The following is a 21,540-nucleotide window of genomic DNA, read 5'->3' on the forward strand; positions in this document are numbered from 1 at the left end:
AGTCGTAGTCCTGACGGTCAGCGTGGATCTGCCTTTCGCTCAAGCTCGTTGGTGCGGTGCGGCTGGTATCGACCGCGTATTGACGCTGTCTGACTATAAGGATCATTCCTTTGGTGAAGCTTATGGTGTATTCATCAAGGAATTCCACCTGGATCATAGAGCTATTTTTGTCATTGATCAAAATGACAAAATCGCTTACGTAGAATACTTGAGCGAAATGGCTGAGCATCCTGACTATGACCAGGCGATCGCAGCCGTAAAAAAACTCGTCTAATCAAGACCGAATATTAAAAAAGCGAGTGAAGGATTGCCTTCCTCGCTTTTTTTGATGTTTGTCTACCACATCATTGCTCCATAACCTGCTATTACTGTACGACCTTATAAGCAGACAGCTTCTTGTCAATCATAGCGAACAGTTGCAAAATAATGCGGTAATTCGCACCCAAGTCCCCTAACGATCCGCGTGAAGCAGAATAAATATCCACCGCACTTCGAACTGGCGAAACAGATAAAATCGAAACGGTAATGTCGATGGTTCGACCGAACGCTGTTCGCTTCTCCAACGTAATCTCACCTACGGATGCTACCTCATGGAGTACCTTGTAGCCAGGAATTTTTTTCATGATAGATGATACTTCTTCCCAAGCCTTGTCTCTCGATAAGTTATAATAGCGTGTCTTCATTTGGGGGTCCTTGACCCGGTCGCTTGTACCTTCTTGGCTGCGCACAATCCCTACCAGAGTCCTCTTCAACGACAAGACATTTCCTCCTTCACGATAATCGCTACCCATCAATACGACATATCGGTCCCTTCTACTGCAAGCGCTTTATCAAATATGGTAAGCAACCGATCGTAAGTCCGATTATGCCTGTGGTATGCGACCTTAGTACCTCAAGTCTTAGTTTAACATTGTTGCATACAAAAAACACCCTGTTTCTGCATGAGCAGTACCAGAGTGTGTTCATTACATTATGGATTACCCGCCGATGCCGTTCGACCATAGCGTCTTCTGAACCTGCTTTAGCAGGTGGGTGACCGCAGAATAAACTTTTGAAGTCCCCTTGTCAGCAATTGACAGGGCTTTTCAGCTATTCATCCGTATAGATCTCCCTAGACATTGTCATTGGTTCAAAACAACAAATGACCGTAACGTGCATCGCAGGATGTGACCTTATTATAGCGCTTCTCACTCAGAAAGTAAATGCTAGGAGAAATATGTTTTATTTTTAGAGGTTATCACTATTCTTGTCTTCAATACTTGTCTGTTCCTCGTCTTTCTGTTTCATCTTCTCCATTTGGTCCTGCATTTTGAGGAAGGTTCCGTAAAAATTAAAAAAGGCGAACCAGGCAACTACACTGCCGATGAAGAATAAGAATAGCACGGGATATTTAACTCCAATGTATATTACAACGGCGCTGCCAAGCATGGTGGAAAATACACGGAATGGCCGAATCAGCGTCAATAACACCGCATTTTTAATAATTTGTCTGGTAGACATATGATAATGAGCCACCATCGAAAAGAAGTTAAACATAGACACAAGCAAAATAATGATGAGGATCAGCATGATAACGCCCACAATTTGCAAGTTGCTGAGCTGTGTCATATATACTGTGTAATCTACGTACATGATGACAAACAATAACGTGTAAAAGATCCCTCCGATCAGACTCTGCTTGTAGTTCTCTTTATATCCTTTAAAGAAGGTACGAAACACGCCTGAATCAGTATCGCCCATCACCCATTTGCGAACCACCGTGAACAAAGCTGATGTTGCTGGAAATAAAGTAAGCGGTGCCAAAACAGCCATCGCCCAGTTCATTTGTAACGATTCATTCGTCAAATTCTGATTCATAACAAGTAATTTCAGTATGAGGCAGAATACAAAAGGCGACGAACATAACACCCATAACAAATTGCTAGCCGCCAGCCGGGTAATCCACTCGGTTAGGCGGTAAATCCCCCCCATAGCTCCTTTAAATTCCAATGTCAGTCTCTCCCTCCGCAAGCCTTGGCAGTTCCAAGACTTATGTTGCTATGCCTGTTAATTCCGGCTTCTGACTATATCATACCGTATTTCAGCCCTAAAGCGCCAGTGAAATCCATATGTGTTCCATTAAAGCAGATCGCTTAAATTTCGTACATTCGATCTCATAATAAAAAAGTCGAAGCTGACATTCAGCTTCGGCTTTTCATTAATTTAATTTCTTATTATTCAGAAGAGGAATCTTCACGTCGTGCAGGACGGCGAGTTTCTCCATTGCTGCTCGGGCGTGGTTTGCGATCCCCGCTATAGCGGCTTCCGGAATCACGGTTGTAGCCACCGCCTTCTTTGCCACGGTTATAACCGCCGTATCCACCTTTACTGCCACTACCGCCACGGTTGGAATTGTAACCACCGTTGCTGCGTCCATAGTTGGAAGGCTTGCGTCCGCCAGAGCGCACGTCTGGTTTACGACGTTTTGCACGGATCGGATCTTCCGGAGTCAACTCAATAGATGCTTCTCTCTTCTCACCAGTCATCAGCTTCAGAGCTGCGGAGAGAAGTTGTACAGAATCATATTGCTCCAGCATTTGAATAGCCAAACCTTTGTACTCGTTCAGCTCGCCTTTTTCTACAACCTCTAGCAGGCGTTCAGCAATGATGCGTTGTTTGCCTTCCAGTGCTTCTGCCAATGTTGGAAGAGGCTTGCGCGGAATGCGGTGACGAGTTACACGTTCAATGAAATGCAAATGGTCAATTTCACGAGGGGTTACAAAAGACCAAGCTTCCCCTTCTTTACCTGCACGTCCAGTACGTCCGATACGGTGAACATAGCTTTCCGGATCTTGCGGAAGGTCAAAGTTCACAACGTGAGTTACGCCGGAAACATCCAAACCACGGGCCGCAACGTCAGTCGCTACGAGTACGTCAATACTTCCGTCACGGAATTTACGCATAACAGCGTCACGCTGGTTTTGAGACAAGTCACCATGCAAACCGTCTGCGGAATAACCACGTTTTTGCAGAGCTTCAGCCAGCTCGTCTACCCGACGCTTAGTGCGACCGAATACGATAGCAAGTTCTGGGGATTCCATGTCGATCAAACGGCTCAATGCTTCGAATTTTTGACGCTCAGGAACTTCAATGTATGCCTGATCAATCAGTGGGGCGCTAACTTGTTTAGGAATAACGGATACATGCTCAGGATCTTTAAGGAATTGCTCAGCCAATCTTTTAATATTAGGAGGCATTGTAGCTGAGAACAGCATTGTTTGACGCTCGTCCGGAACCTGCTTCAGAATGGACTGAATGTCTTCCATGAAGCCCATATCGAGCATTTCATCTGCTTCATCCAGAACAACGGTGTTTACATCTTCTAGCTTAATGGTTTTACGGTTAATATGATCAAGCAAACGACCTGGTGTACCGATAATAATTTGAGGTTTCTTTTTCAAAGCGCGAATCTGGCGTACGATGTCTTGTCCACCATAGATCGGCAAAGTGCGAAGACCTTTGAAGCGGGAGAGTTTTTCGATTTCTTCAGCCACCTGAATAGCAAGCTCACGTGTTGGAGCCATAATCAGAGCTCTGATTTTTTCATCGTTTCTAGAAATTTTGTTGATCAGCGGAATACCAAAGGCTGCGGTTTTACCTGTACCTGTTTGGGCTTGGCCAATCATGTCTTTGCCTTGCAGTGCAATTGGGATGGACTGGGATTGGATTGGTGTGGCTTCTTCAAAGCCCAATTCCGTAATCGCCTGAATTACTTTCGGTTCAAGATCAAATTCTGCAAATGTCGTCAAATTTATTCAAACTCCTTCATAATGGTGGATGTGGTGGACAATCCACAATGTTGTCTGTATTCTTAAGTAGCGATATTATTGTATAAGTTTTCCCCAATACAGTGCCAGTTTATTTAGATCTACAACTGCATGTTTCTGTAATGAATTCGGGGAACCCTATCCGATACATCTTAAACGAATTTACCCTTTTTAAAACAGTTTAAATTTTAAGTGTTTCTCTGGACATAGGTCCCTACTCAAGAATATCCACATCGCATTATAGCACAGAACAATTCATGAATACCAGTAAGTTGCTTTCTGTATAATTTAAATGAGGTGAAAAAAAGTTGTTAAAAATAGTGTTAAACTGCCTAACTGTCATACTTGGAGCCGCTGCCATAGCATGCGGTTTTAATCTGTTTCTCGTCCCACATCACTTGCTGAGCGGTGGCGTAGCCGGGCTTTCTATGCTAATCGGCTATTTCACCAAATTTAATATCAGCACCATGTACTTTATTATCAATATCCCGATGCTTATTGCAGGCTGGTTTATTTTAGGCAAGCGATTTATTAGCCTGAGCATTTTATCGGTTATCGTTACAACATGGATTTTGGCCTGGGTCCCCGTACAATCTGTCGTGTCTGATCCTCTGCTGGCCTCTGTCTTTGGCGGGGTATTGGTCGGCGTTGGAGCTGGAATTTCCTTTCGGGTAGGAGGTTCTACAGGCGGCTTCGACATCATCGGTTCTATCGTCACCACCTATCGTGACTTTCCCGTCGGAACTGTACTTGTAGGTCTGAATGGACTGGTCATTCTCGCCGCAGGATATTTGAACAATGATTGGAATATTGCACTGGCTTCCATGTTATCCATTTTTGTAACGGGTAAAGTGTTGGATCAAATCTATGTGAGTCATACGAAGATCACCGTCTATATTATTACAGAGCATACTGACAAGCTGCTTAGCCGAATGTTGACCACGCCACGGGGTGTCAGCAAAATAAAAATTGAAGGTGCATTTTCACATACTGAAAAGGACATGCTGATGACTGTCACGACACGCTACGAGCTTGTAGAATTAAAACGTATCATTAAGGAAGTAGACCCTGCTGCTTTTGTGAATATTGTGGAAACAGTTGGAGTTATGGGTTCATTCCGGCGAAGATAAACACAAACCCAAGTGTCAAAATACCGTTTTTGTGATACACTATATGTGCGCTGTTCCCATAGTATATAAAGACCAGCTTTACCTGCTATTTCACAGGCAATTTGCTTTTCCGAATCGTATTGAATGATTCTTTTGGAATGATTCCGAGCAGGAAAGGGTGATTTTTGTGGAAATGGAAACGGTAAAACTGTCCGACATTGTCTTAAGATGGTACCCGGAGATGCTTCCTTCTCTCAAAAAGAATGAGCTGAACTCGATGATTGTACTTCGGGACGGGTTGTCCATACTCAAGCCAACGGATGCGCTAGAAATTATTCAGTACAGTATTTGTGAGCACCAAGACAACAACTATCTTCAATAAATTTTTTCGCCAAATGCCGCTTCTTCCGGTTGCATCCACAACCGTGAAGAGAGCGGCATTATTTATGCCTATTTACAGATTCATCGGGCGATAGTTAGGTTAATCATGTAAGACTATGCCTGATGATGCCAGTATTAGTTACAAGTGTGTTGTTTTTCAGTCCATAACTTTACGTATAATCAGGTAAGCGCCATACATAAGGGAGAGAGTTAAGAAATGAATATGATTTGGGCAATTATGCTATTGGCCATGGGGATAAGCGGGAATGGCGACCAGTCAGCCAACGCTCCAAATGTAAAAGATACGGTGGCAACGACAATCAGCAGCGCGATAATTCAAGCACAACACAGTAACATTAAGGTAGATGCCTCCAATCCGCCGGATAAAATTGACCCACAGCCGACCACACCGTCTATTAAAGGCATCTATGTCACAGCCTATAGCGCAGGCGGTTTACGTATGACCCAACTGTTGGAACTTCTGGACAAGACAGAGCTCAATTCCATGGTGATCGACATTAAGGACGATGCAGGCTACATTACTTATCCAACGACCAACCCCGAGCTTCTGAAATTGGGCAAGCCGCAAAAATTCATTAAGGATATTTCCGGCTTGATGGACCGATTGAAAAAACATAATGTTTATCCGATTGCTCGTATTGTCGTATTTAAAGATACGGTACTGGCTAATAAAAATCCTGAGATGTCCTTCCGCAATGCTGATGGATCTGTCTGGAAAAACGGTAAGGGAGATGGATTCGTTAATCCCTATAATAAAGAAGTATGGGATTATAATGTCGCCATTGCCAAGGAAGCAGCAAAGCTCGGGTTTAAGGAAATCCAATTTGACTATGTACGTTTCCCCGAAGGGTTTGAAAAAAGAGCAGACAAACTGAAATATACCAAATCAGATCAATCCCGCTCGGATACGGTCGCTGAGTTCGTACAATATGCTCGCAAAGAGCTTGCCCCACTTGGAGTGAGGGTATCAGTAGATATTTTCGGTTATGCCGCATCCGTTCCTGCGGCCGAGGGGATCGGACAGGATTTCACTAAAATCTCCGAAAATGTAGATGTCATTTCACCGATGGTTTATCCAAGTCACTACACGACAGGCTGGTTCGGTGTAAAAGACCCAGACAAAAATCCATACCAGACGATCAAAGGCTCCATGGTCGATACACACAAAAAACTTGATCCTACAGGCAAGCTCAAGCCAATTATTCGCCCGTGGATTCAAGATTTTACCGCAAGTTGGTTGGGAAGCGGGCATTATGCCAAGTATGGGAAAACACAAGTCGAGGATCAAATTCGAGCACTTAAGGACATGAAGGTGGACGAATATTTACTCTGGAATGCCACGAACCGCTATACAAGCGGGGTAACTTACAAATAATCATCTCTCTAAACTTCTCTTAGTCATATACGAAATTTAGAACTTATATCATTATATCGAAGGCTGCCCCGTTGTTTGGTGAACGGACGCAGTCTTTTTATTGCTGTTCAATTGTTGTAGTATCCCTTACAATAAAATTTACATGTTATGATATATATAAATAAAAACCCTAGTAAATGAGGACAACAAAAATGCAATTGACTCTAACCATGGGACAGAAATGGAAGCAGCTTTTTTACATTTTGCTCCCTATTCTGATTACCCAGCTTGCACTATCTGCCATGACTTTTTTTGATACAAATATGTCGGGGCACTTTTCCCCTGCCGATCTGGCTGGAGTAGCTATCGGAGTAAGCCTGTGGGTCCCTGTACAAACAGGCCTGAATGGAATCCTTATGGCTATTACCCCCATTGTATCCCAATTGGTCGGAGCACAGCGCAAAGATAAAGTCTCCTACTATGTCATTCAGGCGCTTTGGCTGTCTCTCGCCCTCTCCATCGTCGTATTGATTGCTGGCATCATTCTGGTAAAACCGATATTGAACGGAATGAATCTGGAATTGAGAGTTCATAATGTGGCTCTGTACTATCTTTGTGCGATGGCCTTCGGTGTTGTTCCTCTATTTGCCTACACCGTGCTTCGCAGCTTTATGGATGCATTGGGGCAAACCCGTTTCACCATGTTAATTACGCTCATGTCGTTGCCTATCAATGTTTTATTGAACTACCTACTTATTTATGGTAATTGGGGTTTTCCCCGTTTGGGAGGTGTAGGCTCCGGGGTAGCAACGGCTACCACCTACTGGATTATTATGCTGGTTGCTGGTATTACTGTGCATCGGGGAAACATATTTGCCAAATTCCAAATCTTCAGCAAAATATACGGGATCGCGACCAGTGCCTTGAAAGAGCTTATTAAAATCGGGGTACCTATTGGATTTGCTATATTTTTTGAGACTGCCGTTTTTTCAGCCGTCACTCTCTTGATGAGCAGCTATAACACGGCTACCATAGCCGCTCATCAGGCAGCCATGAACTTTGCTTCTACTCTGTATATGATTCCACTCAGTATTTGCATGGCACTTACAATTCTGGTCGGCTATGAAACAGGAGCTGCCCGTCCACGAGATGCCAAAACTTATAGTGTAATGGGCATTAGCAGTGCAGTGGGCTTATCCTTGATTACAGCTATTGTGCTGCTTATCTGGGGTGAACAAGTCGCTCGACTTTACTCTACCGACCCGCAGGTCATTCAATTAGCCCAGCATTTTTTAATCTATGCGATTTTCTTTCAGATATCCGATGCTGTCGCTACACCAACCCAAGGAGCGCTGCGTGGATATAAAGATGTCAATCCGGCTTTTTTGCTCACCTTCCTCTCCTACTGGGTTATTGGACTTCCTGTAGGCTATATACTCGCACGCTGGACCACATGGGGGCCTTACGGCTACTGGATTGGCTTGATTACAGGTCTGGCCGTAGGTGCTATTTTACTTCTCTGGCGTTTGGTTAGAGTGCAACATCGTTTTGCCGAACAAAAACAACACGCAAAGACTCCTTAGTCTTTGCGTGTTTCGATTACATATGCTGCGCCCGTAGTTATTCGTTTTTTCTCTACGATCGCCACTTCTTTTAGCTTGGGGGGATATAAAAAGTGTCTCTCCACATGTTGTTCAATTTCCTCAAAAGCCTGTTCTTCATTCTCAGCAGCAAGAATGACGGTCAGCGCTCCTTCCGAACTGTCCACTTCTATTTTGAATAAATACATGGTGATTACCTCCCGATCCTATTCAAAACTATAAAAATAGCGGATGACTCAGGTCATCCGCATAATCTCAATCTTTTCCCATATTAGAACCGATTTATTAAAATTATAAACGTAAAAAGTTCTTATTATTGGGACAAACGCAAGGCCAGTTCATAAAGCTCCATGTTGAAATCTTTTTTAGTACTTACAACCTTGCCAATATCTGTAGCTACCAGCTTGCCATCAATCATTCCGCAAGCTTTGTCAGATACACCTTCAATCAATTGGCGAACTGCAAAGTCACCCAAACGGCTTGCCAGGTTACGGTCAAATGCAGTTGGCGTACCTCCACGTTGAATGTGTCCAAGCACTGTAACACGAGGCTCATAATCTGGACAGTTTTCTTGGATTACTTTGGCTACTGTTTCGCCTTTGCCTACACCTTCAGCAACGATAATGATACTGTGGCGTTTGCCATGTTTAAAGTTTTGTTTCATCCGCTCAGATACTTCATTCAGGTCGAATTCCACCTCAGGTACCAAGATCGTTTCTGCACCGGAAGCCAGACCCGCATGGAGCGCAATATCGCCACAATGACGTCCCATAACTTCCACGATGGAAGAACGTTCATGGGAAGACATCGTATCACGCAGCTTGTTAATTGCGTCTACTACAATACTAACTGCTGTATCAAAACCAATAGTATAGTCTGTGAAGGAAATATCATTGTCAATTGTCCCTGGAAGACACATGGTTTTGATGCCTTGCTTGGTCAGTTTGTTAGCCCCTTGGTAAGAACCGTCGCCACCAATGACGACTACGCCGTCAATTCCACGATTACGCAAAATTTCAGCGCCACGCTTCTGTCCTTCTTCTGTCGTAAATTCCAGGCATCTCGCAGATTGAAGTACAGTACCCCCACGTTGGATAATATCTCCGACGCTTCTCAGGTCCATCGGGAAAATATCATCGTTCAGCAGACCTTGATAGCCACGTTGAATCCCGAAGACTTCCAATCCGAAATACAAGCCGCTGCGCACAACGGCGCGAACTGCTGCGTTCATCCCTTGTGAATCTCCACCACTTGTTAATACTGCAATTTTCTTAACTGCTGTCATGAATTATGACCTCCTCAAAATAATCATATAAGCCTTCTTATCCATCGACTGTTTAATAAGAAAAACAGACGCATGAGCGGACTATTTTTCATTAAACGTCTCGAAACAGCGCGAACATCCTGCTGCTCATTAACTTTGGGGTCGGATAAATATAAAGCCAGCAATCCCTCGATTATCATCCGGTGAAAGGAGCTGGCAGGGACATCTGCAATATCAGCCCGCGCCCGATTCACTACGTAGGCGATCCGGTCCAGCATCATGTCGGTATCTTCATAATAATTGCAAAAGTTAAGATCTCCGCCCTTCCGGTCTTCGTCTTGATCGATTAGATAATCCAGCAAAATATGAAGACTGCACACATGTGGAAAATACGATGCATGTATTGAGGCAGCCCCCGCATCTGTGAGATGCCGGTCGCTGGCAGCAAGAAACAGCATAAATACCCCCAGGGTTGAGCCAGTAGCCGCAGCAAACTCGTTCCAGCGCAGCTCGGGCGTACGGTCTTTATGAATCGACCACCAGTCCAAAAGCGCTTGTTCCCGCAGCTCGGGTTTAATATGCTTGTATACTTGCAAATCCGTGTATAATCGCGCCAAATCCTGAACGTAAGGCATTGCCGCCTCATAGCCCGGAAGCCTGCTTACACAAGACTGACAGGTTGTCACCAGCCCAGTCAAATAACCGCCATCCTCCTGCTCACGACGCAACTCATAATAATTCACTGGCCTAGCCGCCGGATTAACCGCATCCAGCATAGACTGATGCAGCAACCTAAAATCATCCGGGTCCATCGACGTACTGCGATCACACAGGTTGTCCAGATAATCGCTAATCGTCTGGTACGCCACAATCAACGGAATGAGTATCTGCCGGTCAGACATATTGGCTGCGGCATAAACCGCTCCCCCCACGCAGTGAAACGTCTTCTCTGCTATGCTCGCAAGCGCCTGGCTTCTCAGCTCAGGGTCCGGAATTTGCTCGGCCTTGCTCTTCCAGTTACTCAGTTCTCGTTTCGTTTCAGGGAGAATGTGCTTGTACATTCGGCTCATTAGACCTATGGGGCCTCTCGGTACTTGATAACGTCCTTGCTCAACATAACTCAAATGACGGTGCCTCCACATTGTTGTCTACGTAATTATACCTATCCAAACCATATTCATTATAATATGATCGACCTTTTAGCACAAATGAACAACCTCACTTTTTTCTTTTAATATTCAAGAAAAATGAGATATTGTAGTAGAAATGTCCTATCTATACCTTATCCTCTGCCAGCTTCACATCTTGCTTCCCCTCTCCCATGCTAGCCTGCTTCCATTTTCCGAAAACGTAATAAAAAATAACTGCTACGGCTGAAATTATAAATCCAACAGGGAAGCTCCACCATACAGCATCCAGACCATACTCGTCGACAAATGCATAGGCCAAAGGTATACGAATACCCCATAATGAAATAATGGTAATTAAAAGCGGTATCATTACAGAACCCGTAGATCGAACAACGCCTGTAATGACATTGGTAATACCGAATATTACAAAAGACCACAAAGTAATCAGATTAATATGCATTCCCAGCTCTAATGCCCCTCCTGTTGAAGGAAGAAACATCAGCAAGGCTTATTACGGTCATGATGTAGTTATAGCCGTACAAAAAGGGCATACCTGCGAAAATAATGCGCGTATACGTGATCGCCATATCCACCGATTCGGCAGGGGTATTGAGCACATGAAGAATCCAAGGTGAGCCTACAAACCCAATAACACCTATAGCAACAGCAAGCACCAGGAAAAAAACAGCGCTTGTACCTACTACACGCTTCGTTTCTGCTATGTCACCCGCTCCGATATTTTGTCCGATTAGAATCGTAGCCGCCATGGTGACCCCAAAAATCGAGCTGATCAGAAAAAACATTATAATATTTCCATTCGAAGCGGCAGTCAATGCAGCTTCTCCCAGAAACTTTCCAACCCAGATTGAATTAATCGTTCCATTCAAGGACTGCAAAATGTTTCCGAACAGCATCGGCAAAGAGAACATAAACAGCGTTTTGGCAATGGGACCTTCAATCAGGGAAGGCTTACGATTGGCCTCTGCTGCACTCATTTTCTCAACTCCTTCAAATTAAAATAACTCATACTTCGTTTTATTACGTATAATACCCTATTCCAATTCAACCTTCTCAAATGATAAATGTTTTTACGCAAAAAAGCGCAGTTCCTTAAATTTAAGGAACTGCGCTCTCAATTCATCGTTTAACCGTAATATATAAGACATCCGTAAAAACGGAACATTTCTTACAATTCAGTTACACTTACAGTTTGATTACGTTAGCTGCTTGTGGTCCACGGTTACCTTCAGTAATTTCGAATTCAACCTCTTGACCTTCTTCCAAAGTTTTGAAACCGTCGCCTTGGATTGCGGAGAAGTGTACAAATACATCCTCGCCACCCTCAACTTGAATGAAGCCATAACCTTTTTCTGCGTTAAACCATTTAACTGTACCTTTCAAGTGAACAACCTCCTAAAAATACCGCCATCTATGGCGAATATCCATATTATACTTCATGCTTTTTCACATTGCAATTGGTGTTTTTCCGGATTTTAGGGTCTGGAATGATTTGCTTTTGCGGCGGAAACTGCGGTATCATGAACCAAAACATCTATAAAATCGGAGACATGCATATGATGAAAAAACACGAAATATACAAAAAAGACAAGTGGAATATGATGACTGTCGAGGTGCAGGGCCGTTACATCGTTCTGCGGGAAATATCCGATGATTGGGGCGAGGAAGCCCATACATTTTTGAGCCGTCCAGCGCTGATGCATTGGGCCGAAAATCGTTTTCCCAAGCAGTCCTTTCAAGATAATGAGGAAGAATGGCAGCGGATCATGAACGCTTTCAAACAGGTATAGCCTATTCATGGTGTCCAACAGCTATCTCATCTTCATTATTCTGGCCTTCACGCTGGGCGGAGTGCTGATCATGAAGCGGGAAACGATACCGACTCCTCTCAAGAAGTGGATGGCCCTCACTGCCGTAATCATGATTTGCCTTGCCTTTTATCTTATTGTATACAGCTTATTAAATATAGGTTCCAACCCGCAGTAGGAAAATTATACTTTCAGGGGCAAAAGGTCATACTATGGCATAACAAGCCATGGTATAAGGAGGATATGCTGTTACATGCATCCTGTAAAACCTCTTGCCCTGCTGCTTACGGCAAGCGTGGCGGTTTCTTCGTTTTGGCATCCGTCCCTTACCAACGCAGCCCTATCCCACATTACGTTCGATCAGAGGAGGCTCTCCATGAGTGAAATTGTAAAACGCGCTGATGCGCCAGTGGAAAATACATGGAAACTGGAAGACCTGTTCCCCAACCGCAAGGCATGGGATCAAGAATACGAAGAAGTCAAACAATTAGCTAAAAAGGCTGCTCAATTTCAGGGCAAGCTCAATTCAGCTGAAGCAATTGGCGACTGCTTTAAACTCGAAGATGAGTTATCGCTCAAAACTGAGCGTGTATATGTGTACGCCCATCTTCATCATGATGAAGATACGGCTGAACCTACATATCAAGGGCTTTCGCAAAAGGCCAAAAAGCTAGGCGTAGAAGTCAGCGAGTCTCTTTCGTTCGTCACACCTGAAATTTTGGCACTGCCGGATGAACAGCTTGATGCCTTTATTGCAGATCCGAAGCTTTCCGACTATAAGTTTACGCTTCAAGAGATGAAGCGGGAAAAAGCACATGTTTTAGGCAAAACAGAAGAAGCCCTGCTCGCTCAGGTGGGCAATCTGGCTCAAGCCCCGCAAACAATTTTCGGAATGCTCAACAACGCGGATTTGAAGTTTCCAAAAATCAAGGATGAGCATGGCAAAGAGGTCGAGCTGACTCACGGCAGCTACATTCAATTTCTTGAAAGTCCACACCGCGAAGTACGTGAACGTGCTTTTAAAGCGGTATATGACACGTATGCCAAAAATAAAAATACGATTGCTTCTACATTGAGTGCCAATGTGAACAAAAATATTTTTTATTCTCGTGTTCGCAAATACCCTTCCGTACTGGAGATGTCACTATATGGTGATAATATTCCGAAGGAAGTGTATACGAACCTTATTGATACCATTCACGAAAGCTTGCCCCTGCTTCACCGTTATATTAAGTTGCGTAAAAAGTTGTTAGGTGTGAATGAGCTTCATATGTATGATTTATTCGCTCCACTTGTGGACGAATACAAGATGGACATTACGTATGAGGACGCCAAAAAGCAAACCAAAGAAGGCCTTAAGCCTCTGGGCGCGGACTATCTGGCTTCATTGCAAAAAGGCTATGACGAGCGCTGGATTGATGTATACGAAAATGAAAATAAGCGTACAGGCGCCTATAGCTGGGGAGCTTATGGCACCCACCCTTATGTTCTTCTGAACCATAAAAATAATCTGAACAGCATGTTCACGCTTGCGCATGAAATGGGGCATGCGCTGCATTCGTACTATTCAGACAACGCATTGAAGTACCGGGATGCACAGTATACCATCTTCCTGGCTGAAGTGGCTTCCACTACTAACGAAGCTTTGCTGATGGATTACTTGCTGAACAAATCTACCGATCCAAAAGAGAAAATGTACCTCCTCACCTACTATGCGGACCAATTCCGGACAACGGTATTCCGTCAAACGATGTTTGCGGAATTCGAGAAGATTGTACATGAGCGTGCTGAACAGGGAGAATCCCTTACACCGCAGCTTTTATCGGAGATTTATTATGATCTGAATGTAAAATATCACGGGCCTGGCATGAAAGTAGACAAAGACATAGAAATGGAATGGGCACGAATCCCTCATTTTTATAACAGTTTTTATGTCTACAAATATGCTACTGGCTTCTCGGCCGCAACCAGTTTTTCAAAACAGATTCTGGAAGAAGGCCAGCCAGCTGTTGAGCGTTACTTAGGCTTCCTAAAGAGCGGCGGCAGTGATTATTCAATCAATATTTTGAAGAAGGCTGGCGTTGACATGTCCTCACCACAGCCGATTCGCGAAGCGATGAGTGTATTTGAGGAAGTCATTACGGAAATGGAAAAGCTAACTGAAGGAAAGTAAAACCGTGCACACTTAGAATCCCGCATGAAAAAGATGCACGGATAAATCCCTTGTCCATGGCGGACAAGGGATTTTATAATGTAACGGGAGGAGGTGGCATTTTGAAAACACAATGGTCTTTGATCGCTGCACTTGTTATAGCTTTGTTAACAGCTGTTTTTGCTGTTATTAATGTCAATTCGGTTCAAGTGAACCTTCTGTTTAGCAGGGTTAGCATTCCTTTGATTCTGCTTATTCTCGGTTGCACTCTTCTGGGTGGACTTATTGTCGGTTCTTTCGGTATTTTCCGCCAATATAGACTTCAGAGAGAGATCAAGCGTCTAACTAATCAGCTGCATACCCTACAAGAAGAGCACACAACCGCAGTGGAAGCATATGCAAATGTGTCCGATGACACGACTGGCACGTTGTCTACATCCGAGCAACCGTCCTCTAACCCCGATCGGTTGTCCAAATGAGGAGGAGCAACAAATGACAATTCAATTAAATGAACACTATATCATGAGCTTTTTGAATCAGCTGCTGAACACGCCTAGTCCTAGCGGGTACACACATCATGTAATGGAGCTAATTCGTAAGGAAGCCGAAAACCTAGGGGTACCCATTGAATGGAATGCTAAAGGCGGTGCTATCTTGACATTGGAAGGTCAAGAAAAGGAACGTACTGTAGCGCTCAGCGCGCATGTGGATACCTTGGGGGCGATGGTACGGTCGATTACAACGCAAGGAACCTTACGCTTGACATCTGTGGGCGGTTTCATGATGAACAGTATCGAGAACGAATACTGCCTTATTCATACCCGCAGCGGACAAACGTATACAGGCACGATCCTGTCAAGCCATCCATCCGTGCATGTCTATGATGATGCACGAAGCTATGAACGCAAGGAGAACCATATGGAGGTACGGATTGACGAGCTTGTCGAGTCGAAGGAAGACGTGCTTCAGCTCGGTATTGCAGTGGGCGATTTTATTTCCTTCGATGCGCGCCCGGTCGTAACGCCTAGTGGATTTATCAAATCACGGCACTTGGATGATAAAGCTAGCGTAGCGGCACTGTTTGGTTTATTGGAATCGGCTGTACATGGGGGCTGGAAGCCTCGACATACCGTTAAATTGCTCATTTCCAACTATGAGGAAGTAGGGCACGGAGCGGCATACATACCGAAAGGAATCAATGAGCTGATTGCTGTCGACATGGGCTGCATAGGTGAGGATCTGAGCTGCAAGGAAACTGATGTTTCTATCTGCGCCAAAGATTCCTCTGGTCCTTATGACTATAATATGACGACCCGTCTGATTGAGCTGGCCAAGGAGTTGAATATTCCGTATGCGGTAGATATTTATCCGCATTATGGTTCGGACGCTTCGGCTGCGCTTAAAGCAGGCAATAACATTCGTGCTGCCCTGATTGGGCCTGGCGTACACGCCTCTCACGCAATGGAGCGCACGCATAAGCTGGCCGTAGTGAACACTGCCCGTCTGCTCGCGGCTTATGTCGCAGCCTAATCAATTTACGCTGCATGGAAAACAGGTACACATACTTCTACAAAAAAGCAAGCCTCCATTCTAAATGGAGACTTGCTTTTGTATGGTTAAGATTTACTTTGTTCAATTTGCTCGGCTAGCTCATTCAAATAAGTCCAACGTTCCATTTGGTACTCTAGATGCTGTTCGGCCTGCGCTTGCTCAGCCATAAGCTCCTGCAACCGTGCCGAATCGCTGAAAGATTCCTCCATCTGTCGTTGAATGTCAGCCAATTTCTGTTCAGCTTGTTCAATCAGCTCATCAATCTGCTCATATTCCCGCTGTTCCTTAAAGGTAAATTTAAGCTTGGTTTTACCTGTCCCCTTGACTGATTCGGAAGAACCCGCAGACTTAGATGTAGAAGAGCGATTCGAGGAAGTCGTACCCGTCGAGTCAGATGTATTTGCAGAAGATGGAGCATTTTTACTGATCCATTCTGCATACTCGCTATAGTCGCCCACATGTATACGTACCTGCCCATTCCCTTCGAATGCGAGTATTTTGTCCACAGTCCGATCCAGGAAATAACGATCATGAGAAACGATAAAAACTACGCCCGGGAATTCATCCAGATAATCTTCCAAAACAGACAGGGTCTGAATATCAAGATCATTTGTCGGTTCATCCAGTAAGAGTACATTCGGTGCGGACATTAAGACACGTAGCAGGTATAAGCGGCGTTTCTCGCCCCCGGACAGCCGAGAAATAACCGTCCATTGCGCGCTTGGAGCAAACAGAAAACGCTCCAGCATCTGCGCAGCTGTAATCGTCGATCCGTCGGCCGTACGAATCACTTCGGCTTCTTCCTTAATATATTCAATGACACGCAAGGATTCGTTCATTTCCTGATGTTCTTGAGTAAAGTAACCAAGCTTCACAGTCGGTCCCAGTACAACACTCCCGGAATCGGGTTCTACACGCTGGGCAACCATTTGAAGCAGAGTGGATTTTCCACTACCGTTAGGCCCCAGAATGCCCACGCGATCACCAGGAACCGCAATGTAACTCAAGTCCTGAATCAGCTGACGGGCATCTACCGATTTGGACAGGTGCTCGATCTCCAATATCTTTTTACCCAGACGTGTGGAAGCGACGGACATATCTACAGATCCAGAACGAGCTTCCGGTTGCTGATCCTTAAGCTGCTCATATCGATCAATACGCGCTTTCTGCTTGGTCGAACGAGCCTTTGCTCCTCGGCGAATCCAGGCCAGCTCATTACGCAGCAGGTTCTTCCTTTTCTGCTCCGAAGACGCTTCCCGTTCCTCGCGTTCTGCCTTCAGTTCCAGAAACCGAGTATAGTTAGCCTCATAACGGAACAGGCGACCATGATCCAGCTCTAACATGACATTAGCAACTCTATCTAGAAAATAGCGATCATGCGTGATCATTAACAACGCACCGCGTCTTTTTTGCAAATATTGCTCCAACCACGCAACGGACTCATTATCAATATGGTTGGTAGGCTCGTCCAGAATGAGCAGCTCACAGGGCTGGATCAGAGCCGCAGCCAAAGCAACCCGTTTACGCTGTCCCCCGGAGAGAACGCCCATACGAGACTCAAACTGGGTGATCCCCAGTCGGGTTAGTATATTTTTAGCCTCACTCTCCAGCTGCCATGCTTGGAACGTATCCATCTGCTGACTTGCTCGCAACAGGCGGCTTTGGAGCTCCTCGCTCCCCGGATTCAATTCCAGTAATTCCATGGTTTCCGTATATTCTCGCACTGCTTTCATTTCAGGCTGGTTGCCATGGAAAATATGCTGGAGTACCTTCATCTCGGGATCAAACTCCGGATTTTGTGCCAGATACTGAATTCGCACATCATTGTTTACTGCAATATTGCCATCGTCTGGTGGCTCCAAGCCGGAGATTACACGTAAAAACGTCGATTTTCCGGTACCATTTACTCCAACAACCCCTATTTTGTCACGCTCATCCATACCAAAGGAAACATCCTCGAACAACATTTTCTCGCCATAGCTTTTTGTTATATGTTCAACGGTCATAATATTCATTACAGATTCCCTACTCTTCCCCGAATTTGTGATGCATCTTGTTTATTTTAACACAGACACAGCCAATGATTAAAAAAACCGTTAGCTGAACAAGCCAGTACGGTTTTTAGGAACAACATGTCATGATTTTTGGATTCCGGCTTCACAGCCATGCATAAATAAGTTAGCTGCCAACGCAGCTGTCTGATCGACGTCACCTTCACGGAAATCTGGATTCAACAAAATATCCATTTTTAAGCGTTCGAGCATACCAATGAATGCCTTTGCATGAAATTCGGGCTGCGGCACACCCGCTGACGCCAGTTTATTTTTGACCAGATCGGTATAATCTTGAATAAATCCCCGCATGAACTCCATGAGATCAGGGTCACTATTGGGAGTCATAAAAAATAATTTAGTATGCTGCTTGCGTTGGTAATAATAATGAAGATGCAAATTGGCCATTCGCAGCAGTCCCTCTCCCAAAGTACGATTGACCAATGCACCTTGCATTTCGGTTAGATATTGTTCGCAATCTCTACGAGTGACTGCTGTAAATAGCTGCTCTTTACTTTTAAAGTACAAGTATACCGTGCCTTTAGCCACACCTGCTTGTTCTGCAATTTCGGAAATTTTGCTTTCATAAAAACCTTTGGTGCCGAAGACAGTGTAAGCGGCGTCTATAATAGCTTCATATTTATCTCCGTGCATATCCCCCATCTTTACACCTCCTGAAACCATGATTGAAGCACGCAGTTATTTCCTAAAACAGATCTTCAGGCCCATGTTCAGAGTATAAAGAAAATGCCTACAAGAGCGACCAATCCTCCGAAAATAGAGCTAATGCTATTCACCCGATCATTGCTCATCCAATGCCAGCCTCGCAGATAGACTGTCGTTTGTCCACAATGCGAGTCTACTTCAACTTCCCGTTTGCAAACTGGGCAGGAACGCATCAATTGCACCGTAGCACCAAGATAGGAATCGGCAAAGGCTCCGGCAACGCCGGATATTCCCCCAATCAGTGCCCACAGCCATAACGGCAATGCCGGCATTTCTACGGCGTGTCCAAAGCCCCAGGCGCCTATTCCGATCAGTATGCCACCGGCCAGGGCCGCAGCCGTTCCCAATACAGATACTCCTCCTGAGGTTCCTGGTACCATTACCTTCCCGGTAAGCACTGAACGGGGCGGCTTACGACTCAGGCTTCCAAATTCCGTTGCCCACGTATCGGATGTGACCGTAGCCATGACACCAACAAATGCCAGTTGCCAGGCAACATGAGGCCATATCGCATAACCTAGGCATAGCAGCATGCCTAATCCTCCATTGGCCCACACTTGCCCTGCATCTCGATTGCCTGTTTTGGCATACGATTTTTCGAGCTCAGCCTTGCGCTCCTTTTTGAACTTCGACAATAAGGTGGATGTGATAAAAAATAAGAGCAATGTTCCAAACCAAAACAGGTTGCCCGCTCCATAATACACCGTTCCCATCAGTACAGCCGCAGCAAAGCCGGATAAGGTTAAGGATTTTTTATAAAATGCAGCCCCCGCCACCACAGCAGCGGAAAGCAATCCGATGATCCAATCCATGATATACCCCCGCTTTTGAGATGAATCTCTGTTTTTCGCTTATCGTTCTGTATAACATTGTACAATGCTGTACGCTTATATAAAAGCCGTGTCCCATGCTTTCGCACAGAACACGGCCTTCACAAGGCTTGCCTGCGGGAGTTACTTATGCCTCCCAACCACCAAGAACATGCTTTTTAAATCCTCTTCGTTAATGCCGGCTGTAGATTTAGCCGATGGTAAAGCTTCCCTGACGGTCACTCCCCCAATAAAGCTCAAAGTGGTCCCCGCTCGCAGTAGGCCCTACACCCGCCGGAGTGCCTGTAAAAATAATATCCCCCTCACCCAGTCCATAATGAGTCGCTATATATTCAACGATGTGCTGGATGGAGAAGATCATATCTTTGACATGCCCACGCTGCACCTCTTGTCCATTTTTGAACAAGGAAAAATCCTGCTGCTCCAGCATGTCCAAGCTCTCTAAAGGCAAGAACGGTGTCACAGGTGCAGACGATTTAAAGCCTTTGGCAGCAGTCCATGGATGGCCTTTTTTCTTAAGCGTACTTTGTACATCCCGCAGGGTAAAATCAATACCCAATGCAAAAGCGTTCAAACATGCATCTGCGGTCATGCCTGGTTCGTAGTTACGTCCTACAGCGACAACCAGTTCAGTTTCAAAATGAATTTCTCCCTTACCTTGAGGAAGCTCCAGCGTAGCACCATCCAGCGGCACAACTGCATGAGATGGCTTCAAGAAAATCATCGGTTCCGTGGGAACATCATTACCCAGTTCCTCTGCATGCAACCTATAATTGCGTCCGACACAATAAACATTACGAATTTCAACGCTCATTATGATCCGTCACCCTTCCGCGTATGTAGTCCAATTGATTAACGAATAAGTTTACGTATATAGTGCCATATCCGGGGCTTGGAAAGCAAAAAAACTTGCTCCCAGCGATCGGGCCAGTTGGTGCAAATCATCAATTCAGGATGCAATGAGGACAATCTCCGCATGATACGCCGGTCATCCACCGTCCACGCCATGACCGTAATACCGCGTGAGGCTAAATCTTTCAAAAGCTTTCGGTCCAACCGTGGATAGCCCATAGATAAAAAAGAACATTGCAGATTTTCTAATTGCTTCGCCAGATCATCTGGACGCGCATCAATAATCAGTCCAGTACGGATGTCAGGTGCCAGCTCTTTTGCTCGGCGCAGTGCCGTACGCTCAAAAGAGGTTAAGACCACCTCGCCCTCCATCCCTCTCATCACAATTTCACGAAGGACGGCTTTTTCTAGTCCCGGATACATATCACCAGCAGTTTTAAGCTCAATATTGAGGGATACACGTCCCTTGCATAAATCAAGCACTTGGGCGAGGGAAGGAACAGGTTCCCCGTGATATTGTTCATGTTTCCAGCTACCTGCGTCAAGTCGTTGCAAGTCTTTCCAATCTGTATCCTTTACTCGTCCCATACCGTTCGTCGTTCGCTCCAGGGTAAAGTCATGAATGACCACCGGAACACCGTCCTTTGATAGCTGTACATCCAGTTCAATCCAGTGCACAAAAGGCTGCTCCAGCGCAAGCTTAAAGGCTGCTATCGTGTTTTCAGGAGCAACCCCTGAGAAACCGCGGTGTGCCACGCACAAATGATCCATTCCTCTATGACCTCCCTCCACAAAGGAGTATCTTATACGATTGTTTTGTCCATACTCCTATTAGCCATTTCTTGCTTACATCTACTGAGCGCTTACCGTCCCATCCACACCTACC

General features: G+C 45.1%; 22 protein-coding genes, 1 other RNA gene and 1 pseudogene. 10 read left to right on the plus strand and 14 right to left on the minus strand.

All coding sequences use genetic code 11. The annotated features are described in order from the left end of the window. A partial coding sequence (locus tag AC5V8P_RS10120; RefSeq protein ID WP_495473622.1) for a redoxin family protein occupies positions 1-274 on the plus strand: 274 nt, incomplete at its 5' end. Positions 275-365: 91 nt separating this feature from the next. Here AC5V8P_RS10120 and AC5V8P_RS10125 read toward each other — a convergent pair. The 4 genes from AC5V8P_RS10125 to cshA form a co-directional block, all read right to left on the minus strand. Beyond that, complete coding sequence (locus AC5V8P_RS10125; RefSeq protein WP_063209160.1) at positions 366-758, minus strand: DUF1499 domain-containing protein; 393 nt, start codon at positions 756-758, stop codon at positions 366-368. Between the two features lie 216 nt (positions 759-974). Continuing rightward, positions 975-1,169: non-coding RNA, 6S RNA (gene ssrS / locus AC5V8P_RS10130), on the minus strand. Positions 1,170-1,227: 58 nt separating this feature from the next. Continuing rightward, positions 1,228-1,989, minus strand: coding sequence for a YesL family protein (locus AC5V8P_RS10135; RefSeq protein WP_064796151.1), 762 nt, complete (start codon positions 1,987-1,989; stop codon positions 1,228-1,230). A 224-nt stretch (positions 1,990-2,213) separates the two neighbouring features. Next, positions 2,214-3,788, minus strand: coding sequence for a degradosome RNA helicase CshA (cshA, locus tag AC5V8P_RS10140; protein WP_064796152.1), 1,575 nt, complete (start codon positions 3,786-3,788; stop codon positions 2,214-2,216). Positions 3,789-4,114: 326 nt separating this feature from the next. Between cshA and AC5V8P_RS10145 the strand changes: the two genes are divergently transcribed. From AC5V8P_RS10145 to AC5V8P_RS10160, 4 genes are all read left to right on the plus strand, one after another. Continuing rightward, positions 4,115-4,936: a YitT family protein gene (locus AC5V8P_RS10145; RefSeq protein ID WP_063213026.1), complete on the plus strand. Its 822-nt coding sequence runs from the start codon at positions 4,115-4,117 to the stop codon at positions 4,934-4,936. Positions 4,937-5,108: 172 nt separating this feature from the next. Then, positions 5,109-5,297: a hypothetical protein gene (locus AC5V8P_RS10150; RefSeq protein ID WP_014599634.1), complete on the plus strand. Its 189-nt coding sequence runs from the start codon at positions 5,109-5,111 to the stop codon at positions 5,295-5,297. A 216-nt stretch (positions 5,298-5,513) separates the two neighbouring features. After that, on the plus strand, positions 5,514-6,692 hold the full coding sequence (locus tag AC5V8P_RS10155) for a putative glycoside hydrolase (protein WP_064796153.1): 1,179 nt from the start codon (positions 5,514-5,516) through the stop codon (positions 6,690-6,692). A 191-nt stretch (positions 6,693-6,883) separates the two neighbouring features. Continuing rightward, positions 6,884-8,254 carry an MATE family efflux transporter gene (locus tag AC5V8P_RS10160; RefSeq protein WP_064796154.1) on the plus strand — a complete coding sequence of 457 codons (1,371 nt, stop codon included), beginning with the start codon at positions 6,884-6,886 and terminating at the stop codon, positions 8,252-8,254. Here AC5V8P_RS10160 and AC5V8P_RS10165 read toward each other — a convergent pair. From AC5V8P_RS10165 to AC5V8P_RS10185, 5 genes and pseudogenes are all read right to left on the minus strand, one after another. Further along, positions 8,251-8,460: a DUF3906 family protein gene (locus AC5V8P_RS10165; protein WP_063213029.1), complete on the minus strand. Its 210-nt coding sequence runs from the start codon at positions 8,458-8,460 to the stop codon at positions 8,251-8,253. The genes AC5V8P_RS10160 and AC5V8P_RS10165 overlap by 4 nt on opposite strands. Before the next feature lie 125 nt (positions 8,461-8,585). Beyond that, positions 8,586-9,557 (minus strand): 6-phosphofructokinase, encoded by a 972-nt coding sequence (pfkA, locus tag AC5V8P_RS10170; protein WP_063213030.1) that lies wholly within the window; start codon positions 9,555-9,557, stop codon positions 8,586-8,588. Between the two features lie 23 nt (positions 9,558-9,580). Next, on the minus strand, positions 9,581-10,660 hold the full coding sequence (locus tag AC5V8P_RS10175) for a tetraprenyl-beta-curcumene synthase family protein (RefSeq protein WP_063213031.1): 1,080 nt from the start codon (positions 10,658-10,660) through the stop codon (positions 9,581-9,583). A gap of 151 nt (positions 10,661-10,811) precedes the next feature. Then, a pseudogene (locus tag AC5V8P_RS10180) lies at positions 10,812-11,661 on the minus strand (MATE family efflux transporter). 208 nt (positions 11,662-11,869) lie between these two features. Continuing rightward, a complete protein-coding gene (locus AC5V8P_RS10185; protein WP_013370483.1) occupies positions 11,870-12,067 on the minus strand; it encodes a cold shock domain-containing protein in 198 nt (65 codons plus the stop codon). A 173-nt stretch (positions 12,068-12,240) separates the two neighbouring features. On the opposite strand from AC5V8P_RS10185, the gene AC5V8P_RS10190 reads away from it, so the two are divergent. The 5 genes from AC5V8P_RS10190 (at position 12,241) to AC5V8P_RS10210 (ending at position 16,174) form a co-directional block, all read left to right on the plus strand. Next, entirely contained in the window at positions 12,241-12,474 is a 234-nt protein-coding gene (locus AC5V8P_RS10190) for a hypothetical protein (RefSeq protein ID WP_014599632.1), read from the plus strand. A gap of 7 nt (positions 12,475-12,481) precedes the next feature. After that, positions 12,482-12,670, plus strand: a complete 189-nt coding sequence (locus tag AC5V8P_RS10195) for a hypothetical protein (protein WP_016819720.1) — start codon at positions 12,482-12,484, stop codon at positions 12,668-12,670. A 198-nt stretch (positions 12,671-12,868) separates the two neighbouring features. Continuing rightward, positions 12,869-14,665, plus strand: a complete 1,797-nt coding sequence (gene pepF / locus AC5V8P_RS10200) for an oligoendopeptidase F (protein WP_064796155.1) — start codon at positions 12,869-12,871, stop codon at positions 14,663-14,665. 56 nt (positions 14,666-14,721) lie between these two features. Beyond that, positions 14,722-15,123, plus strand: a complete 402-nt coding sequence (locus AC5V8P_RS10205) for a LapA family protein (protein WP_064796156.1) — start codon at positions 14,722-14,724, stop codon at positions 15,121-15,123. 13 nt (positions 15,124-15,136) lie between these two features. After that, positions 15,137-16,174, plus strand: a complete 1,038-nt coding sequence (locus AC5V8P_RS10210) for a M42 family metallopeptidase (protein ID WP_064796157.1) — start codon at positions 15,137-15,139, stop codon at positions 16,172-16,174. Between the two features lie 86 nt (positions 16,175-16,260). Here the strand turns inward: AC5V8P_RS10210 and AC5V8P_RS10215 are convergent, their stop codons facing one another. The 5 genes from AC5V8P_RS10215 to AC5V8P_RS10235 form a co-directional block, all read right to left on the minus strand. Then, the gene (locus AC5V8P_RS10215; RefSeq protein ID WP_064796158.1) at positions 16,261-18,210 is read right to left on the minus strand and encodes an ABC-F family ATP-binding cassette domain-containing protein; all 1,950 of its coding nucleotides are present in this window, start codon (positions 18,208-18,210) and stop codon (positions 16,261-16,263) included. 120 nt (positions 18,211-18,330) lie between these two features. Next, positions 18,331-18,909 (minus strand): TetR/AcrR family transcriptional regulator, encoded by a 579-nt coding sequence (locus tag AC5V8P_RS10220; RefSeq protein ID WP_064796159.1) that lies wholly within the window; start codon positions 18,907-18,909, stop codon positions 18,331-18,333. A gap of 68 nt (positions 18,910-18,977) precedes the next feature. Further along, complete coding sequence (locus tag AC5V8P_RS10225) at positions 18,978-19,784, minus strand: DUF92 domain-containing protein (RefSeq protein WP_064796160.1); 807 nt, start codon at positions 19,782-19,784, stop codon at positions 18,978-18,980. A gap of 208 nt (positions 19,785-19,992) precedes the next feature. Beyond that, the gene (locus AC5V8P_RS10230; protein ID WP_064796161.1) at positions 19,993-20,616 is read right to left on the minus strand and encodes a fumarylacetoacetate hydrolase family protein; all 624 of its coding nucleotides are present in this window, start codon (positions 20,614-20,616) and stop codon (positions 19,993-19,995) included. A 38-nt stretch (positions 20,617-20,654) separates the two neighbouring features. After that, the gene (locus AC5V8P_RS10235) at positions 20,655-21,425 is read right to left on the minus strand and encodes a glycerophosphodiester phosphodiesterase (protein WP_064796162.1); all 771 of its coding nucleotides are present in this window, start codon (positions 21,423-21,425) and stop codon (positions 20,655-20,657) included. Between the last annotated feature and the right edge of the window lie 115 nt (positions 21,426-21,540).

This window comes from Paenibacillus sp. N119s (assembly GCF_059447605.1).

Excerpts from the sequence above, each read along its gene's own strand:
- AC5V8P_RS10150 (WP_014599634.1), top strand. The coding sequence starts at position 5,109 with ATGGAAACGGTAAAACTGTCCGACATTGTCTTAAGATGGTACCCGGAG.
- AC5V8P_RS10155 (WP_064796153.1), top strand. The coding sequence starts at position 5,514 with ATGAATATGATTTGGGCAATTATGCTATTGGCCATGGGGATAAGCGGG.
- AC5V8P_RS10160 (WP_064796154.1), top strand. The coding sequence starts at position 6,884 with ATGCAATTGACTCTAACCATGGGACAGAAATGGAAGCAGCTTTTTTAC.
- AC5V8P_RS10165 (WP_063213029.1), bottom strand. The coding sequence starts at position 8,460 with ATGTATTTATTCAAAATAGAAGTGGACAGTTCGGAAGGAGCGCTGACC.
- pfkA (WP_063213030.1), bottom strand. The coding sequence starts at position 9,557 with ATGACAGCAGTTAAGAAAATTGCAGTATTAACAAGTGGTGGAGATTCA.
- AC5V8P_RS10190 (WP_014599632.1), top strand. The coding sequence starts at position 12,241 with ATGATGAAAAAACACGAAATATACAAAAAAGACAAGTGGAATATGATG.
- AC5V8P_RS10195 (WP_016819720.1), top strand. The coding sequence starts at position 12,482 with ATGGTGTCCAACAGCTATCTCATCTTCATTATTCTGGCCTTCACGCTG.
- pepF (WP_064796155.1), top strand. The coding sequence starts at position 12,869 with ATGAGTGAAATTGTAAAACGCGCTGATGCGCCAGTGGAAAATACATGG.
- AC5V8P_RS10205 (WP_064796156.1), top strand. The coding sequence starts at position 14,722 with ATGGCGGACAAGGGATTTTATAATGTAACGGGAGGAGGTGGCATTTTG.
- AC5V8P_RS10210 (WP_064796157.1), top strand. The coding sequence starts at position 15,137 with ATGACAATTCAATTAAATGAACACTATATCATGAGCTTTTTGAATCAG.
- AC5V8P_RS10215 (WP_064796158.1), bottom strand. The coding sequence starts at position 18,210 with ATGAATATTATGACCGTTGAACATATAACAAAAAGCTATGGCGAGAAA.
- AC5V8P_RS10220 (WP_064796159.1), bottom strand. The coding sequence starts at position 18,909 with ATGGGGGATATGCACGGAGATAAATATGAAGCTATTATAGACGCCGCT.
- AC5V8P_RS10225 (WP_064796160.1), bottom strand. The coding sequence starts at position 19,784 with ATGGATTGGATCATCGGATTGCTTTCCGCTGCTGTGGTGGCGGGGGCT.
- AC5V8P_RS10230 (WP_064796161.1), bottom strand. The coding sequence starts at position 20,616 with ATGAGCGTTGAAATTCGTAATGTTTATTGTGTCGGACGCAATTATAGG.
- AC5V8P_RS10235 (WP_064796162.1), bottom strand. The coding sequence starts at position 21,425 with ATGGATCATTTGTGCGTGGCACACCGCGGTTTCTCAGGGGTTGCTCCT.